Below are 17,850 nucleotides of genomic sequence, written 5' to 3' on the forward strand. Positions count from 1 at the left end.
CACCGTCCTTATCGTCCAACATGCAGACGCCGCGCCGGTGCCAGCGCCGGCCGCGGCACGTCACACGAAGGAGCATCTGTGCCCATCTCGGGGATCGATCTGTCCAACATTGACCACACCGTCAGGCCGCAGGATGACCTGTACCAGCACGTGAACGGGTCCTGGCTCAAGGCCACGGAAATTCCGGATGACCGGCCACTCGAGGGAACTTTCACCGCGCTGCGCGACGGAGCGGAGATCGCTGTCCGGGACATCATCGAGGAAGCAGCTGCCAAGGGTGAAGCCGCCAGCGGGATAGAACGAAAAGTGGGCGAGCTCTACAACAGCTTCATGGACGAAGCCACGGTGGAGGCCAAAGGCATGGAGCCCATCCGCGGTCGCCTTGCCGAGGTATTTGCCACCACCACGGTTGCTGATCTTGTGGCCCTGGCCGGACGGCTGTTCCGGTCAGACGTGTCCGGGCTCTTCTACATCTACCCGGCTCCGGACGCTGGCAACCCGGACCGCATCCTGCTCTACACCGGCCAGGGCGGCCTCGGACTGCCGGACGAGTCCTACTACCGGGAAGAAAAGTTCGCCCCCATGGTCAAGGCCTATGGCGAGCATGTCCGGACCATGTTCACCCTGGCAGGGGTGCCCGATCCGGAGCCGGCGGCCGCGCGCGTCGTTGCCCTCGAAACCAGCCTCGCTTCCCACCACTGGGACAACGTCACCCTGCGCGACCCGCAGAAGACCTACAACCTCAAGTCCGCCGAGGAAGCGGCCACACTGTTCCCGCTCCTTAACACCTGGTTCGAAGCTGCCGGGATCGACGCCGACAAGCGCAACGAGATCGTAGTAAGCACACCGGACTTCTTCAGCGGGGCCGCCGGCCTGCTGGAGTCCGAACCGCTCTCCGTGTGGCAGGAGTGGCTGGCCCTGCGGGTCGTCAACGGCGCCGCGCCGTACCTGTCCTCCGAGTTCGTGGACGCAAATTTTGCCTTCTACGGAACAACCATCAGCGGCACGCCGCGGAACAAGGACCGCTGGAAGCGCGCCGTCGCCGTCGTCGAAGCTGCACTCGGTGAGGCCGTTGGGCAGATCTACGTCTCGAAGCACTTCCCGGAAACCCACAAGGCCCGCATGCAGACCCTGGTGGCCAACCTGATCGAGGCCTACCGGCAGTCCATCACCGGTCTTGCCTGGATGGGTGACGAAACAAAGACCGAGGCGCTGCGGAAACTGGAGGCCTTCCGCGCCAAGATCGGCTACCCCGACAAGTGGATCGATTACTCCGCGGTGGAAATCGACCCGCTGGACCTTTTGGGGAACGTTGAGCGGGCCCACAATGCCGACGTCGACCGCCACCTGGATGAGGTGGGCAAACCGGTGGACCTTTACAAGTGGCTCATGACACCGCAGACGGTCAACGCGTACTACCACCCGATGCTCAACGAGATCGTCTTCCCGGCCGCTATCCTGCAGCCACCGTTCTTCACAGCCGACGCCGACGACGCCGTTAACTACGGTGGCATTGGAGCGGTGATCGGCCACGAGATCGGCCACGGTTTTGATGACCAGGGGTCGCAGTTCGACGGCGGCGGTGCGCTGCGGAACTGGTGGACCGACGATGACCGGACGGCCTTTGAGAAGCTCACAGCCAAGCTGGTGGCACAGTACGACGAGTTGTCCCCGTATGCGGCGCCGGGGCACAACGTCAACGGCAAGCTGACGCTCGGGGAGAACATCGGCGACCTTGGTGGCCTGACCATCGCCTACAAGGCTTACCTGCTCAGCCTTGACGGCAAGGAACCGGAAGTGCTGGACGGACTGACGGGGCAGCAGCGGTTCTTCGCGTCCTGGGCAGCCGGCTGGCGGCAGGTGATCCGGTCGGAAGAGGCCATCAGGAGGCTCGCCACGGATCCCCACTCCCCCAACGAGTTCAGGACCAACGCCATCGCCAAGAACCTGGACGCCTTCCACCAGGCCTTTGGCGTGACCGACCGGGATGGCATGTGGATGCCGCAGGACGCTCGCGTCAGCATCTGGTAGTCACCTCCGGCAGACGCACAGAGAGGCGGGGCCGTCTGGCCTCGCCTCTCTGCGTCTAACGGGTGATGCTGTCAGTCCTGGACGATCAGCACCGGGTTGGCCTGCTGGCAGACGGTATCGCCGGCCGTCTGGTTGACGATGTCTTCAGGCAGGGCGGCGCCCGCACCGGCGCCGTAGGTTGCCCCGGTGGTGAAGTCAGTTCCAAGGTAAACCTGGACTCCAGCGACACGAGGCGCCAGCTGGACCTGCGCGGCCGGGATCCCCAGCAGCGCAGCCACGTCAGCTGCGACGTCGGCGAATTCCGTACCGTAGTAGACGACGCTCTGCGCCACCGCCGTGGCTTCAAACGGCCCGGCTTGGGTGAAGCCGCCGGTGATCAGCGCCTGCACGATTTCCTGGGCGCGTCCCGGGACACCGCTGCCGTTGGCCACGGTGACCGGCTGCAGGGCCTTGTCATACGGCGGCACCGCCGGGGCTGTTTCTGTTGGAGTGGCTGTTGTTTCCGTGGGCGCCGGGGACGGCGTGGTGGGTGCTGTCGGATCCGTGAGGTCCACGTCCTCGCGGAGGGCCGCAAAGAGCTGGGACCCTGCGGGCTCGGCAATCTGCAGGCGGTTGATGTCCGTGACTGCCGGCGTGGTGGGCACGGACACAAACGCCACCTTGCTGATATCGATGTCCTTGAGCCGGCTACCGATACTCACGAGCGACGGCACGGAGGCCAGCCCCTCATCCACCGTGAGGTTCTTGGTCACAACATCGGCAATGGTCAGCATCTTTGAGGGGTCAGACAGTGTGCCGTCGTCCTTGATCTTGCGCGTGAGGGAGGACAGGAATCCCTGCTGTGCCCTGATCCGGCCCAGGTCGCCGCCGTCGGCAAAGGCATGACGGGTCCGCAGGAAGGCAAGTGCCATTTCGCCCTTAACGGCGGACGTACCCTTCGGCAGGCGCAGCCGGGAGTCAGGATCGTAGACGGCGTCACTGATGCACACGTCAACGCCGCCCACCGTGTTGGAGAGTTCCTTCACGGCGGTGAAGTCCGCCATCATGAAGTGATCGATCTCCAATCCAGTCAGTTTGTTGACCGTGTCCACGGCGCAGCCGATGCCGGCTTCATTCATGGCCTCGTTGATCATGACACCGTTGCGGGCAGGAAAAGTCCGTTTGGTCTTCTGGTCGGTGCACTTCGGAATGTCGACCAGCAGGTCCCGGGGGAAGCTGATGACGCTGACCCGCTTGTTGTCGGCCGATACGTCCATCAGCATCATGACGTCGGATTTGCCGTAACCTGTTGAGTCCTCAACGGCGCCGTACTCCGCGTTTGCGCCGTCCCTGGTATCGGAGCCAAGGATCAGGATCTGCATCCGGTCCGATTTGTCGTCCGATGCGTTCGCCCCACCACCGGCGTTCAGCGGTGCCGTAGTGATGTTCGACTGGAACCGTAAATACCAGTAGCCCGCGAAGCCAAGACCGCCGACCACCAGGATGGTGACCACCGCAGTGGTCACCTTCAGCCAGGCCGGCATCCGGCTCCGGGATCCGAGATGCCGGGCAACGCCGACGGCGGTAGCACCGGCGTGGCGGGACACCGGACCAGTCCCGGCTGACGCGTCAGCTCCGTACTCGCGATTGTCGCGGCCTCGCCCCATGGGTGGTGTACCTTCCTCGAAAAAATTGAATCCGGCCTATTTTAGTTGCCCACTCTGGGAACTTCCCGACGACCGGCCGGGTAAAGCAAAAAGGCAGCGTCAGAAGCCGAGCTTGACCAGCTGCTTCGGGTCGCGCTGCCAGTCCTTGGCCACTTTCACATGCAGGTCAAGGTAGATGCGGGCACCGAGCAGCGCCTCGATCCCCTTGCGTGCATTGGTGCCGACTTCGCGGAGCCGTGCACCGCCCTTGCCGATGATGATGGCCTTCTGGGACGAACGTTCCACATAGAGATTAACCCGGACGTCGAGGAAAGGCCTGTCTTCGGGCCGGCCCTCACGCGGAACAATCTCATCGACGACGACGGCCAGGGAGTGGGGCAGTTCGTCGCGGACGCCTTCGAGGGCAGCTTCCCGGATGAGCTCGGCGATCATCACGGCTTCGGGTTCGTCCGTCAGGTGACCGTCCGGATAAAGGGGCGGCGACGCCGGCATGTGGCTGATCAGGACGTCTGCGAGGGTGTCCACCTGGAAGCCGTCGGTGGCGGAGACCGGGACGATGTCCTTCCAGCCGTCCTCGCCGATGACATCCCGGCCCAGTGCTGCGACGGCGAGCAACTGCTCGGTGAGCGCCTGCCGGTCCACTGTGTCCGCCTTGGTGACGATCGCGATGACCGGCTTGTTGCCGATGGCGGCGAGCTGGGCGGCGATGTACTTGTCGCCCGGGCCGATTTTCTCGTTGGCGGGCAGGCAGAAGCCGATCGCGTCGACCTCGGCGAGGGTGTCGGCGACGAGTTCGTTCAGCCGCTTTCCCAGCAGGGTGCGGGGGCGGTGCAGGCCCGGGGTATCCACCAGGATCAGCTGGGCGTCATCGCGGTGCACGATCCCCCGGATGGTGTGGCGCGTGGTCTGCGGCTTGGCGGAGGTGATCGCCACCTTCTGGCCCACCAGTGCGTTCGTCAGGGTTGATTTTCCCGCGTTGGGCCGCCCCACGAGGACCGCAAATCCTGCCCTGTAGCCGCCGAAGTCTTTGGCGGCCGAATCCGGGTTGGCCGGACGATTACTTTTCTTGCTCACGTGGAACTCCCTGCTGGGTTGCTTTCGCCTCGTCGAGGAGGACTTCAAGGTCAGTGTCTGCTTTTGGTACTGCTGAGGCAATGATGTGGCTGACGCGGTTGCGGCGGCCCTCGAGCCGTTCGGCGAGCAGCGAGATGCCGCCCACCTCCACGCGGCTGCCCACAATGGGAACGCGGCCCAGGGCCTTGGCCAGCAGCCCGCCCACAGTGTCAACCTCGTCGTCGTCGAGCTCTATGTCGAATAGTTCTCCGAGGTCGTCGATGCTCATCCGGGCGCTCACCCGGTAGGAACCGCCGCCCAGGGCCACGGCCTCGGCGCTTTCGGTGTCATACTCGTCCACGATTTCGCCGACAATTTCCTCGATGAGGTCCTCCAGGGTGACAAGGCCGGCCGTGCCGCCGTATTCGTCGATCACGATGGCAACGTGTGTTGACTCCTTCTGCAGTTCCCGCAGCAGATCGCTCACCGGCTTGGACTCCGGGACGTACCGGACCTCGCGGGCCAGGGCTTCGACCGGGGGCTGTTCGTCGTCGGGTCCGAGCTCATGGAGTTTCGCCGCAACGTCCTTGAGGTACACGATTCCGAGGATCTGGTCCGTGTTGTCGCGGATCACCGGGATCCGTGAATAGCCCGACCGCAGGAACATTGACATGGCCCGCCTGAGGCTGGAGCCGGCGTCGATGCTGAGGATATCCGTCCGGGGCACCATCACGGCGCGCACCAGGGTGTCGCCGAAGTCAAAGACGGATTGGATCATTTCAGCTTCGGTGTCTTCGATCATGTCCGATTCGGATGCGCGGTCCACAAGTTCGCGGAATTCCTGTTCACTGAAGAACGCGTCATCACCCGCGGGAGCGCCGGGAGCGGCGGCACTGCCCAGCGCCACGAGCCACCCCGGGATGGGTCCGAGGACCCACGTGAGGTACCTGATCAGCGGTGCTGTGGAGCGGACGACTGCGGCCGAATGGAGCCTGCCGAGCTGCCGCGGGGAAACGCCGACGATGACGAAGCCGAGCAGGGCCATGATCCCCGTGGCGGCCAGCCCGGCCAGCCAGACGTTGTCCAGCAGGCTGTGGAGCAGGACGGCCACCGCTACGGCTGAAGCCATCTCGAACCAAACGCGCCAGAACCGCAAGGCCCGGATGTGCGCCACCGGCTGGGCCAGGATGCGCTTCATGGCGTTTCCGCGGCTCTTCAGCAGGGCGTCTTCGGCGTCATGCCGGGAAAGGAACGTGAACGCGGCCTCGGCTGCGGTCAAGAGTGCTGCTGTACCGAGGAACGCCAGGGCCATGCCGACAAGGAGCAGGGGCGTCACTGCGTGGTCTCGGCAGGTGCTTCTTTGCCGGTGAAGCCGGAAAGCAGCTGGCGCTGGAGGCCGAACATTTCTTCCTTTTCCTCGGGCTCTGCGTGGTCATAGCCGAGCAGGTGGAGGATCCCATGCGTGGTCAGCAGCAGCATCTCATCCTGCAGGGAGTGCCCGGCGTTGACGGCCTGCACCTGCGCCACCTGGGGGCAGACGGCGATGTCACCCAGCATCCCCTGGGGAGTGGGCCGGTCCGGCGTGCCAGGGGTCAGCTCGTCCATGGGGACCGAGAGCACGTCGGTGGATCCCGGCTCGTCCATAAGCTCGATGTGGAGCTTTTCCATGGCGGGTTCATCCACCAGGAGAATAGAGAGTTCCGCCTGCGGGTGGATGTACAGCTGCTCAAAAACGTACCGGGACAGCGCCACGAGCTCCGCTTCATCAACCTGGATGCCGGACTCGTTGTTGACCTCAATGCTCACGCGTTTTCCCCCCGCTTTTCCCGGCTCACCGAGTGGTTCACTTTGTTCCGCTGGAGATCGTCCCAGAGACTGTAGGCACGCACGATGTCACCCACAAGACGGTGGCGGACCACGTCAGTGGAGTCCAGGACGGTGAAGTTCACGTCCTCGATTCCCTGCAGGATCTCCTCCACGATCCGCAGACCTGAGCGTGTGTCGAAGGGAAGGTCCACCTGGGTGACGTCTCCGGTGACCACCATTTTGGACCCGAAGCCCAAACGCGTAAGAAACATCTTCATCTGTGCCGGTGTGGTGTTCTGCGCTTCGTCCAGGATGATGAAGGCGTCGTTGAGCGTGCGCCCCCGCATGTAAGCCAGCGGCGCCACTTCGATGGTCCCGGCGGCCATCAGGCGCGGGATGGCCTCGGGGTCCATCATGTCGTGCAGCGCGTCGTACAACGGGCGCAGGTAGGGATCGATCTTGTCGCTCAGGGTGCCCGGCAGGAATCCCAGCCGTTCGCCGGCCTCGACGGCGGGCCTGGTCAGGATAATACGGCTGACTTCCTTCTGCTGCAGCGCCTGGACAGCCTTGGCCATCGCGAGGTACGTCTTGCCCGTACCTGCAGGGCCAATCCCGAAGATCACCGTGTTCGCGTCAATCGCGTCCACGTAGTTCTTCTGGTTCAGGGTCTTGGGGCGAATGGTCTTCCCCCGGCTGGAGAGGATGTCATGGGTGAGGACGTCCACAGGGTTCTGCAATGACTGGCTGCGGAGCAACGAGACGAGCTGCTGCAACACCGCGGGGCTGATGACTGTGCCACGGGCCACGAGACCGCGAACTTCATGCAGCAGCCGCATGATGCGGGGAACTTCGTTGGCAGGGCCGCTCATGGACAGTTCATTTCCACGGACGTGGAAGTTAACGGACGGGAACTGCTCTTCGATGTAACGCAAGGCCTCATCATGGCTGCCGAGCGATTGGACCATCTGATCGGAGTTGTCGAAGAGAACCACCTCCGTCCGAACACCGGGAAGTGAATGGGGGAATTCTCCGGCGGCGCGTTCAGTATTGAGCCGGCGCTTTCCGTTCGCTGATTCAGTCATGGTGCTGGCCCGCAGGCCCGTGGTCTCCTCCAGTTCGAAACTTAAATGCCGCCGGCTGCTGCGTGGGCGGGGCTGTTGCCGAGCACGCCGGAGCCAGCGGAGTCCTTCCATCTTACGTCAGGCGGCGCCTCCCAGCAGCGCCCGGCGGTCTCCGGCAAGGGCTCACGTCACGGGCCTACTGCGGGACGATTGGCGTCATTAGGTATCAACTTCATATCGGCCTCATATCGTTCCCGTTGCAGTTGGGCCGGCAGCCCGGATTCGGTCCTTTGGCGGGGCTGGCTATGCGATGCTGGAAATCACAGCCGTCCGGGGACCGGCTCACGGGGCCCAGGCCTCGCCATTTCACAGCCGGAAAGGACAGGCCACGAGAGTGCCGGAAACAGCGACCCCCCTCAGTGCCAGGCGCGCCGCGCCACGTTTCCGTCCGCAACGTCTCCTGGGCCTGCTGCCAGCATTCCTCCTTCTCACCGGTTGTATCGCGGACCCCAGCCCTGAGCCCAACCTGGCGGCAAACTCCAGCGCTGCCGCTACCGGCTCCCCCGGGGCACCTTCCACCAGCGCGCCCCTGGAAACCACGCAGTCATCTAACAAGGCACCGGTCTACTGGATTGGCCGGAGCAACAGCAACGTGTTCCTGTACCGGGAATTCCGGGACGTGCCGGAGCAGGAGAATCCGGTGACCCGCGCACTTCGGGCCATGATGTCGGAGAAGCCGCTGGACCCGGACTTCTTCACGCCCTGGCAGAATCCCGAGAAACTCGCCTCGTCCATCTCCGGCAAGAACGTCATCACCGTCGACGTCTCGGAGGATGCCTTTAACAGCAATCTCGACGCCGACATGGCCGGCCGCGCCATTCAGCAGCTGGTCTTTACCGCTACGGCAGCGGCTGCGAGTTCCGGCCTGATCGATTCCGGCCAGCAGATCCAGGTCAGGATCCTGGTGGATAGCCACACCGATTACGTTGCCTTCGACCACGTCCAGCTTGGCGACCCCATGTCCCGAGCTGCCGGAATGGTGGCGCCCGTGTGGATCATCGATCCGCAGGAAGGGACTGACCTGGCCGGCGGAAGCGTCAAGATTACGGGCCGCAGCACCGTGCCGGGCGGTAAGCTCCGCTGGCAGATCCTGCGGGCCGAAGCGAACGGGAACAAGACGCCCTACCTGACCGGGGAGACCACTGCAGCTGCCGAAGCCGCCCAGTCCGGAGTCTTTACGCTTGCCCTTAGCCTGTCCTCGGGGAATTACGAGCTCCGCGTTTCGCAGGTAGATGCGGCCGGCACCAGCCAGGAGCTGAATGTGGATACGCGGAACTTCAACGTCCGGTAACAGCCCGCGCAGCAGTCGGCCTCAGGGTACCGGTGCTGTCCAGCGTCCCAGTACATCACTCGCCAGAACAACCGCTGCCGGTCCGGCAGTGGATGACCTCAGGACGTGGTGTCCCAAGAGCGCCGTCACGGCGCCGGCGTCGCAAAGCCGGGTGACTTCGCGGGGACTGATTCCACCTTCCGGACCAACGATGAGCAGAATTTCCAGGGGTCCGGCGTCAGCCTGGGCGCCCTGCCATGATTCCAGGACAGACCGGAGCGGCCGGACCGCGTCTTCGTGCAGGATTACGGCCAGATCCGCTGCCGCCACGGCCGCCGCAAGGCCTGGCGTTTCGACGGCGGCGCGCACCTCGGGGATCCATGCGCGGCGTGCCTGCTTGGCGGCGGCAGTGACCACGGACTGCCATTTTGCGTGGGCCTTGGCCGCGCGCTCACCCTTCCAGCGGACAATTGATCGCTCGGACTGCCAGGGAACTACGGCATCAATCCCGAGTTCGGTTGCCGTTTCCACGGCCAGTTCATCGCGGTCCCCTTTGGCCAGGGCCTGCACCAGCACAAGCCGGATGTCGGGCCGCTTCTCCACAATGAGGGCGGAGCATTCCACGGTGAGCTCCGCGGGCGACGCCGAGACAACAGTTCCCGTCAGCCGCCTTCCGGCGCCGTCGGCAATGTCCACTGCCTCTCCGGGAGATAGCCGTTTTACGGTCACGGCGTGGCGTGCCTCCGGCCCTTGAAGGACAAAACGGGCACCGGGCACCAGCTCGTCCAGCGACCCGGCACCGCTGAAGAAAACGGGATTGCTCACCGCTACAGGTTACCGAACCGGTCCCGCAGCTTGGCAAAGACGCCGCCGCTGGCAGCCAGTTTGCCTTCCGTGAACTGCTCGCCCCGCAGCTTCGCCAGCTGCCGCAGGAGATCCTCCTGCGCGGCATCCAGCTTGGCCGGCGTCTCCACCTGCAGATGGACCATCAGGTCCCCGCGGCCGTAACCGCGCAGGTGCGTCACGCCGAGTCCACGGAGCGTGATGATCTCCCCTGACTGCGTCCCTGCCTTGACGTCGATTTCCTGCAGCCCGTCGAAGGTTTCCAGTGACAGCTCGGTGCCCAGGGCGGCGGCAGTCATCGGGATGTGCAGCGTTGCGTGCAGGTCGTCACCGTCGCGTGCGTAGGTGGCGTCGTTGTTGACCCGGAGTTCCACGTACAGGTCCCCGGACGGTCCGCCGGCCGGGCCTGCTTCGCCCTGCCCGGAGAGCTGGATCCGGGTGCCTGTGGCAACACCGGCCGGCACTTTGATGGTGAGCGACCGCCGGCTGCGGATGCGGCCTTGGCCGCTGCATTCGTTGCAGGGGTCCTTGATTACCGTCCCGAAGCCTTCGCAACTGCCACACGGGGCCGCCGTCATGACCTGGCCCAGGATGGAGCGCACCGCGCGCTGGACCTGGCCGCTGCCGCCGCAGATATCGCAGCGCACAGGGTGGCTGCCTTCGCGGCAGCATGACCCGTTGCAGGTGGGGCAGGTGACGGCTGTGTCCACGTCGAGTTTCCGGTTGACGCCGAACACGGCATCGCGGAGTTCGATCCGTACGCTGATCAGCGCGTCCTGGCCGCGGCGGACCCGGGAAGCGGGGCCGGAGGTGCCGCCGGCCCCGAAGAACGTGTCGAAGATGTCCTGGAACGCGAAGCCCTGACCGGAGTATCCGCCGCCGCCGAACCCGTTGTCGGTGCCGTTCTCATTGCCGGTGGTGTCATAGATCCGGCGCTTCTGCGGGTCCGAAAGTACCTCGTAGGCATGGGTCACGGCCTTGAAGCGGTCCGATGCATCGTCCCCGGGGTTTACGTCCGGGTGAAGAGTGCGGGCCAGCTTGCGGTAGGCCTTCTTGATCTCTTCCCCGGTGGCTTCCGGCGAGACTCCGAGGACGTCGTAGTGGCTGCTCAAAGTTCGTATCTCTTCCTTGTTGTACTGCCGGCAGCCGGGCTGCCGGCACTGCTCTTCGTGCCTGGACCGCGGTGCTGTTACGGACCCAGAATTCTTGAAAGGTAACGGGCTACTGCCCTGACGGCGGCCATGGTGGTGGGATAGTCCATCCGGGTGGGGCCGAGCACACCGATCTTGGCAGTGCTGTCTGGTCCATAGCCCGTGGCCACCACGGAGGCTTCCGCGAGGCCGTCGTACGGGTTTTCACGCCCGATGCTGACTGCCACGCCCCTCGGATCCTGCGCCATGTCGCTCAGGAGGCGCAGCAGGACAACCTGCTCCTCGAGCGCTTCCAGGACCGGTCCGATACTGAGCGGAAAATCCACATTGGAGCGGGCGAGGTTCGCCGTTCCGGCCATGACCATGCGTTCCTCGCGGCTGCTGTGGGCGAGCGTTTCCAGCCCGTGGGCCAAGGCCTGGGCCGCCGCGCGCTGGCCCGGGCTGACGGACGAAACGACTCCCGGCAGCGAGGGGGTCAGCCGGCTCAGCGAGATGCCCGCGAGTGATCCGAGGAAGTGTGTCCGCAACGCGGCGATGGCGTCGTCGCCGAGGTCCTGGCCGACGTCGATCACGCGCTGTTCGACCTTGCCGGTGGTGGCGATGAGGACCACCAGGACCTGCCGGGGCGCGAGCAGGACGAATTCGATGTGGCGGATGGTGGCGCGGCTCAGATGCGGGTACTGGACTACGGCGACCTGGTTGGTCAGCTGCGACAGCATCCTGACGGTCCTGTCCAGGACGTCGTCCAGATCGTCTGCGCCCTCCAGCAGCGACTGGATTGCACGCCGTTCCGCGTGGGAAAGCGGCTTTACCGCTGAAATCTGGTCCACAAACAGCCGATAGCCTTTGTCCGTGGGGATCCGTCCGGCGCTGGTGTGCGGGGCCGTGATCAGGCCGTCGTCTTCCAAGGCCGCCATGTCATTGCGGATGGTGGCACTGGACACGCCGAGGTGGTGGCGTTCCACGAGCGCTTTTGAACCTACTGGCTCGCGGGAGTGCACATAGTCCTCCACGATGGCGCGCAGTACTTCGAGTTTGCGCGGCTCGCTCATACTCCACCTCCATCCGTGGTCACTACAGGGTTAGCACTCGACATGCCTAAGTGCTAACAGTCTAATATGAGTCACCCCGTTGTTAGCATTGGTACCGCTCCGGGCGAAATTCCGGGCCAGGATCTAGCGGCAAGGCGGAATCAATCCATGCAGTACCAGAACTGGGGTCCGCAGGAGATCACCGCGCCCGTGAGAAGCGAACTCCCTGAGGTCCCTGTGGAACGTGGCATGGTTCTCGAAGACGCCCAGTCAGGCTGGGTGGGAGCGGTGACCCGGGTGGAGAAGTCCGGTGGCATGCATGTAGTGGCCCTCGAAGACCGGCGCGGCAAGTCCCGGTCCTTCCGACTGGGCTTCGGGTTCCTCCTGGAGGGGCAGCCCATCCGGCTTGTTCCCCCGGCGCCCAGGCAGGCCGCCCCCGTCGCCGCCGGCCGGACGGCGTCCGGCTCAGTCCGCGTGGCCGGCCAGCGTGCCCAGGTGGCCAAAGCCAGCAGGATCTGGGTGGAGGGAAAACACGACGCCGAACTCGTGGAAAAAGTCTGGGGCGACGATCTCCGCGTAGAGGGCATCGTCGTCGAGCCTTTGCATGGCATTGATGACCTGGCGGGGGCAGTAGCCGCATTCGGTCCCGGTCCGGGGCGGCGGCTGGGCGTCCTGGTGGACCACCTGGTGCCGGACTCGAAGGAGTGGCGCATCGCTGCCGCCGTGATGGCCTCCCCCGGCGCGGTGGGGAATGTCCTGATCGTCGGGCACCCTTACGTTGACGTGTGGCAGGCCATCCGGCCCGCTGTACTGGGCATCGAACAATGGCCGGTGGTGCCCCGCGGGCAGGACTGGAAGACCGGAATCCTGGCAGCGTTCGGCTGGCCGCACTCCACCAAGGAAGACATCGGGCTTGGCTGGCAAAAACTGCTGGGCGCTGTCCGCAGCTACGCGGACCTGGAAGCATCACTGCTCGGGAGAGTAGAGGAAGTCATCGATTTCCTGACGGTGCCCTGACACCGGATCCGGCTCCTGGCGGCAGCATTTGGTGGCTGAACCAGTATTCTTGGTACTGCGGAGGCTGCAGTTGCTTCAGTCCGGCATTCTCCAACCCAGCACCATTGCACTTTCGAAGGAAGAAAACCGTGGCACAAAACGCACGCGAGCACCGGGACGACCACGGCGGCCAGGGCCGTTCCGAGTACCAGGGCGTTCCGGCTAATGCGCTGCCCCTGACGGCCAGCGAAGACCGCCAGTGGGCCACGCTGGCACATTTCGGCGGGATCCTCGGCTGTGTTCCGTCGCTGCTGATCTACCTGATTTTCCGTGAGCGCGGGCCGTTTACCGCCCAGGAATCCAAGGAAGCGCTGAACTTCAGCCTGCCGCCCACCATTGCGGCGCTGGTGGCCAATCTCCTGGTGTTCATTCCGGTGGTGGGAAATGTCTTCGCCGTCATCGCCACCCTGATCTGGATTGCCCTGACCTGCTTCTCCGTGGCCGCAGGTATCCATGTCAACAAGGGCCAGCCCCACCGCTACCAATACAATCTGCGCTGGATCAAGTAGCGGCACCAACGCGGGGCCGTTCAGTCCGGCAGGATCCTGCGGACCACTGCGTCGGCCAGCAGGCGGCCCTTCAGGGTCAATACCAGCTTGCCGTGGAAGGCAGCCGGCGGCTCCACCAGGCCGTCGGCAATGAGCCCAGCCACGGCGTGACGGCCGTGGTCGCCCAGCGTTGACGTGGCCAGCCCCGACACGAGCCGGGCCTCAAGCATCACGCGCTCCACGTCACGGGTTTCGGCGTCGAGGGTTTCCCGCCCGGCGGCCGGTGACAGGCCCTGAGCGAGCCGTCCGGCGTAGGCCGTGGGGTGCTTGACGTTCCACCACCGCACCCCGCCCACGTGTGAGTGTGCACCTGGCCCGATGCCCCACCAGTCGTCCCCGCGCCAGTACGCGAGGTTGTGCCGGCATGCCTGCTCCGGCGTCCGGGACCAGTTGCTGACCTCATACCAGCTGAGGCCTGCAGCGCCGATCAGCTGGTCGGCGAGTTCGTATTTGTCGGCGTGGTCGTCGTCGTCGATTCCCGGGACTTCACCACGGCGGATCTGGGCGGCCAGCTTGGTGCCGTCCTCGACGATCAGCGCGTAGGCACTGATGTGGTCAGGCTGGTAGGAGAGGGCCGTCTCCAGGGAGAACCGCCAGTCCTCCAGGGACTCCCCCGGCGTCCCGTAGATAAGGTCCAGGCTCACGGCCAGTCCGGCATCACGCGCCCACTGCACCACCTGCGGCACGCGGCTGGGCGTGTGCGTGCGGTCCAGGACCTTCAGGACATGGGGAACGGCAGACTGCATGCCAAAGGAAACCCGGGTGAATCCGGCGTCGGCCAGCACCTGCAGGGATGCCGGGGTGACCGAGTCCGGGTTTGCTTCTGTGGTCACTTCGGCGCCGGGTTCCAGGCCCCAATGCCCGACGGCGGCCGTCAGGATCCGCGCGAGGTCTTCCGCCGGGAGCAACGTGGGGGTGCCGCCGCCGAAGAAGACTGTGCTCAGCGGCCGGTCCGGAAGACCCGAGTTCCGCAGGACTATGGCGGCAAAGTCGACTTCGGACACGGCCGTGGTGGCGTAGGCGTCCTGTGACGCTCCGCCGCCCAGCTCGGTGGCCGTGTAGGTGTTGAAGTCGCAGTATCCGCAACGAACAGCGCAGAACGGGATGTGCACGTACAGCCCGAAGGCCCGGTCCGCCGCACGGTCCAATGCCTGAGCGGGCAGGAGACCGTCCGACGGCGCGGGGTCGCCGAGCGGAAGAATGCTAGGCATTGCGGGGGCGTCCGGTGTTGCCGGCCACGGTCATCACTACTTCTTGGCCTTGTCCTTGGACTCGTCGGTGGTCAGCGCAGCGATGAAGGCTTCCTGGGGGACTTCAACGCGGCCCACCATCTTCATGCGCTTTTTGCCTTCCTTCTGCTTCTCCAGCAGTTTGCGCTTCCGGGAAATGTCGCCGCCGTAGCACTTGGCCAGAACGTCCTTGCGGATGGCGCGGATGCTTTCCCGGGCGATGATCCTGGAGCCGATCGCTGCCTGGATGGGCACTTCGAACTGCTGGCGGGGAATGAGCTCGCGCAGTTTGCCGGTCATCATCACACCGTAGGCATAGGCCTTCTCGCGGTGCGTGATGGCGGAGAAGGCATCCACCTGTTCGCCCTGGAGCATGATGTCCACCTTGACCAGGTCGGCCACCTGCTCGCCGTCGGCCTTCCAGTCCAGCGAGCCGTAGCCCCGGGTCTTGGATTTGAGGATGTCAAAGAAATCGAACACGATCTCCGCGAGCGGCAGCCGGTAGCGGATTTCGACCCTGTCCTCGGACAGGTAGTCCATGCCGCCTATGACACCGCGGCGGCTCTGGCAGAGCTCCATGATGGCGCCCACAAACTCATTCGGCGCCAGGATGGTGGCGGCCACCATCGGCTCGCGGACCTCTGCGATCTTGCCGGACGGGTATTCGCTGGGGTTGGTCACATGGACCACTTTCTTGTCCTCCAGCGTTACCTCGTACTCCACGTTGGGGGCGGTGGAGATCAGGTCGAGATTGTATTCGCGTTCGAGCCGCTCCCTGGTGATTTCGAGGTGGAGCAGTCCGAGGAACCCGACGCGGAAGCCGAAGCCGAGCGCGGCCGACGTTTCGGGCTCGTACACCAGTGCGGCGTCGTTGAGCATGAGCTTCTCCAGCGCATCGCGGAGCACCGGGTAGTCCGTGCCGTCCAGCGGGTACAGGCCGGAGAACACCATCGGCTTGGCATCCGCATAGCCGGGAAGGGACTGCGTGGCAGGCTTGGCAAGGTTGGTGACGGTGTCTCCAACCTTGGACAGGCGGACGTCCTTCACACCGGTGATGAGGTAGCCCACTTCGCCCACTCCGAGCCCCTTGGAAGGAGTGGGCTCCGGGGAGCTCACCCCGATCTCAAGAAGTTCGTGGGTGGCGCGGGTGGACATCATCTGGATGCGTTCGCGGGGGTGGAGCATGCCGTCTACGACGCGGACGTAGGTGACCACACCGCGGTACGTGTCGTAGACCGAGTCGAAGATCATGGCGCGCGCGGGCGCGTTTGGGTCACCCACGGGGGCCGGCAGGTCGCGGACGATTTTGTCCAGCAGGACCTCGACGCCCATGCCGGTCTTGCCGGAGACGCGGAGCACGTCGTCGGGGTCGCCGCCGATCAGGCTGGCGAGTTCGGCCGCGTACTTCTCAGGCTGGGCTGCCGGAAGGTCGATCTTGTTCAGCACCGGGATGATGGTGAGGTTGTTTTCCATCGCCAAGTACAGGTTCGCGAGGGTCTGGGCCTCGATGCCCTGCGCCGCGTCAACAAGCAGGACCGCGCCTTCACAGGCGGCCAGCGAGCGGGACACTTCGTAGGTGAAGTCAACGTGGCCGGGGGTGTCGATCATGTTCAGCGCGTAGCTGGTGCCGTCGAGTTCCCAGGGCATACGCACCGCCTGGGACTTGATGGTGATGCCGCGTTCGCGCTCAATGTCCATGCGATCCAGGTACTGGGCCTTCATATCGCGGGACTTAACCACCCCGGTGTACTGCAGCATGCGGTCGGCCAGGGTGGACTTGCCGTGGTCAATGTGCGCGATGATGCAGAAATTCCGAATGATGGCCGGATCTGTCGCGGCGGGCACCGGGGCGGTGCGGGCCATGGGAGACACGCAGGGTCCTTACTGTTGGCATTCATGCGACCACCACCAGGACGCACCGAAGGCACCCTGCGGCTGGACCGCACATTTGGAACTTCCAGTCTCCCACGTCCCGGCGCATCGTATTGCATTCAGGTCAAACCGGTACAAGGGCCCGGCGATAGTCTTGCCCCATGCCTATCAACCTCCGCTCCTTGGCCAACGCCGTCCGGACCTCCGTCAGGGTCCTGCAGAAGTTCCGTACCGGGGCAACCCGATCTGCCGGACCGCGCACGCCTGTACCGGCCCGCCAGGCGGCGCCGGTGAGGCCGGCCCCGCACGGCGTCTATCCTGGCGACTTTGCCGGCGCGGCGTCCATCCGGTACGCCCCGCAGCCCGACGGCAGTCCCGACCCCGGCGAGATTGTGTGGACCTGGGTGCCGTATGAGGAGGACCACGCCCGGGGCAAAGACCGTCCGGTTCTGCTGGTGGGCAAGAGCGGACAGTCCCTGCTGGGGGTAATGCTCACCAGCAGGGACCATGACCATGCCGGCAACGGATCCGGAGACTACGTGGACATCGGAACTGGCAGTTGGGACCGCCAGCAGCGGCCCAGCGAGGCGAACCTTGGACGGATCCTGCAGATCAGCCCGGACGCCATCCGGCGCGAAGGTGCAGTTCTGGACCGGAAACGCTTCGATCTGGTGGCTGCAGGCATACGGCGCCGACACGGCTGGAAATAGCCCGCCAAATGGCCAGCTTCCGGGGGGTCTGCTATTCTGTATAGCTGTGTGTCCGTGCAGGTCGACGGCCACTGATGGTTGGCCGCCATAGGTATCCCCACGCCGCTCAGTCAATGGCCAATCTGAAAGCCCTCTAGACCATTTCCGCATTAAAAAGAGAGTTCACACGTGGCTAATATCAAGTCCCAGAAGAAGCGCATCCTTACCAACGAGAAGGCTCGCCTGCGCAACAACGCAGTCAAGTCTGAGCTGAAGACGGCCATCCGCGCCGTCAACACCGCCGTTGAGTCCACCGACAAGGATGCAGCTGCCGCTGCCCTGCTTGTTGCCGGCCGCAAGCTGGACAAGGCTGTCAGCAAGGGTGTTCTGCACAAGAACAACGCAGCAAACCGCAAGTCGGCCATCTCCAAGAAGGTCAACGCGCTGTAAGGTTTCCAGTTCACCTGAACTGATGATTGTGGCCGGCACCCGATGGGTGCCGGC

Annotated in this window: 16 protein-coding genes; 6 read left to right on the top strand and 10 right to left on the bottom strand. The window is 64.6% G+C overall.

What is annotated here, in order from left to right; genetic code table 11:
- The first annotated feature begins 78 nt into the window (after window positions 1–78).
- A complete protein-coding gene (locus tag ASG77_RS01250) occupies window positions 79–2,031 on the top strand; it encodes a M13 family metallopeptidase (RefSeq protein WP_056340109.1) in 1,953 nt (650 codons plus the stop codon).
- Window positions 2,032–2,102: 71 nt separating this feature from the next.
- On the opposite strand, the gene ASG77_RS01255 is transcribed toward ASG77_RS01250, so the two are convergent.
- The 5 genes from ASG77_RS01255 to ASG77_RS01275 all read right to left on the bottom strand — a co-directional run bounded on the left by ASG77_RS01255 (window position 2,103) and on the right by ASG77_RS01275 (window position 7,618).
- Entirely contained in the window at window positions 2,103–3,677 is a 1,575-nt protein-coding gene (locus ASG77_RS01255) for an LCP family protein (RefSeq protein ID WP_056340112.1), read from the bottom strand.
- 99 nt (window positions 3,678–3,776) lie between these two features.
- A complete protein-coding gene (era, locus tag ASG77_RS01260; protein WP_056340115.1) occupies window positions 3,777–4,751 on the bottom strand; it encodes a GTPase Era in 975 nt (324 codons plus the stop codon).
- Window positions 4,735–6,066 (bottom strand): hemolysin family protein, encoded by a 1,332-nt coding sequence (locus tag ASG77_RS01265; protein WP_056340118.1) that lies wholly within the window; start codon window positions 6,064–6,066, stop codon window positions 4,735–4,737. The genes era and ASG77_RS01265 overlap by 17 nt, the downstream gene beginning before the upstream one ends.
- A complete protein-coding gene (gene ybeY / locus ASG77_RS01270) occupies window positions 6,063–6,536 on the bottom strand; it encodes an rRNA maturation RNase YbeY (RefSeq protein ID WP_056340121.1) in 474 nt (157 codons plus the stop codon). Before ybeY ends, ASG77_RS01265 begins: the two co-directional genes overlap by 4 nt.
- Window positions 6,533–7,618 carry a PhoH family protein gene (locus ASG77_RS01275; RefSeq protein ID WP_056340125.1) on the bottom strand — a complete coding sequence of 362 codons (1,086 nt, stop codon included), beginning with the start codon at window positions 7,616–7,618 and terminating at the stop codon, window positions 6,533–6,535. The genes ybeY and ASG77_RS01275 overlap by 4 nt, the downstream gene beginning before the upstream one ends.
- 373 nt (window positions 7,619–7,991) lie before the next feature.
- Here ASG77_RS01275 and ASG77_RS01280 point away from each other — a divergent pair, with 373 nt between their 5' ends.
- Window positions 7,992–8,948 carry a GerMN domain-containing protein gene (locus tag ASG77_RS01280; RefSeq protein ID WP_235564225.1) on the top strand — a complete coding sequence of 319 codons (957 nt, stop codon included), beginning with the start codon at window positions 7,992–7,994 and terminating at the stop codon, window positions 8,946–8,948.
- Window positions 8,949–8,969: 21 nt separating this feature from the next.
- Here ASG77_RS01280 and ASG77_RS01285 read toward each other — a convergent pair whose 3' ends face one another.
- The 3 genes from ASG77_RS01285 to hrcA all read right to left on the bottom strand — a co-directional run bounded on the left by ASG77_RS01285 (window position 8,970) and on the right by hrcA (window position 11,973).
- On the bottom strand, window positions 8,970–9,752 hold the full coding sequence (locus ASG77_RS01285; protein ID WP_056340128.1) for a 16S rRNA (uracil(1498)-N(3))-methyltransferase: 783 nt from the start codon (window positions 9,750–9,752) through the stop codon (window positions 8,970–8,972).
- A gap of 2 nt (window positions 9,753–9,754) precedes the next feature.
- A complete protein-coding gene (gene dnaJ, locus ASG77_RS01290; protein ID WP_056340131.1) occupies window positions 9,755–10,882 on the bottom strand; it encodes a molecular chaperone DnaJ in 1,128 nt (375 codons plus the stop codon).
- 77 nt (window positions 10,883–10,959) lie between these two features.
- A complete protein-coding gene (gene hrcA, locus ASG77_RS01295; RefSeq protein WP_056340133.1) occupies window positions 10,960–11,973 on the bottom strand; it encodes a heat-inducible transcriptional repressor HrcA in 1,014 nt (337 codons plus the stop codon).
- Window positions 11,974–12,120: 147 nt separating this feature from the next.
- On the opposite strand from hrcA, the gene ASG77_RS01300 reads away from it, so the two are divergent.
- Complete coding sequence (locus ASG77_RS01300; RefSeq protein ID WP_056340136.1) at window positions 12,121–12,969, top strand: DUF3097 domain-containing protein; 849 nt, start codon at window positions 12,121–12,123, stop codon at window positions 12,967–12,969.
- A gap of 128 nt (window positions 12,970–13,097) precedes the next feature.
- Window positions 13,098–13,517: a DUF4870 domain-containing protein gene (locus ASG77_RS01305; RefSeq protein ID WP_056340139.1), complete on the top strand. Its 420-nt coding sequence runs from the start codon at window positions 13,098–13,100 to the stop codon at window positions 13,515–13,517.
- 20 nt (window positions 13,518–13,537) lie between these two features.
- Here the strand turns inward: ASG77_RS01305 and hemW are convergent, their stop codons facing one another.
- Complete coding sequence (hemW, locus tag ASG77_RS01310; RefSeq protein ID WP_056340142.1) at window positions 13,538–14,767, bottom strand: radical SAM family heme chaperone HemW; 1,230 nt, start codon at window positions 14,765–14,767, stop codon at window positions 13,538–13,540.
- 36 nt (window positions 14,768–14,803) lie between these two features.
- Window positions 14,804–16,657, bottom strand: a complete 1,854-nt coding sequence (gene lepA / locus ASG77_RS01315; protein ID WP_200950604.1) for a translation elongation factor 4 — start codon at window positions 16,655–16,657, stop codon at window positions 14,804–14,806.
- A gap of 161 nt (window positions 16,658–16,818) precedes the next feature.
- On the opposite strand from lepA, the gene ASG77_RS01320 reads away from it, so the two are divergent.
- Window positions 16,819–17,367: a type II toxin-antitoxin system PemK/MazF family toxin gene (locus ASG77_RS01320; protein WP_056340150.1), complete on the top strand. Its 549-nt coding sequence runs from the start codon at window positions 16,819–16,821 to the stop codon at window positions 17,365–17,367.
- Window positions 17,368–17,535: 168 nt separating this feature from the next.
- Window positions 17,536–17,796, top strand: a complete 261-nt coding sequence (gene rpsT, locus ASG77_RS01325; RefSeq protein WP_056340153.1) for a 30S ribosomal protein S20 — start codon at window positions 17,536–17,538, stop codon at window positions 17,794–17,796.
- Window positions 17,797–17,850: the final 54 nt, after the last annotated feature.

It is taken from the genome of Arthrobacter sp. Soil762 (assembly GCF_001428335.1).
GTDB lineage: Bacteria > Actinomycetota > Actinomycetes > Actinomycetales > Micrococcaceae > Arthrobacter.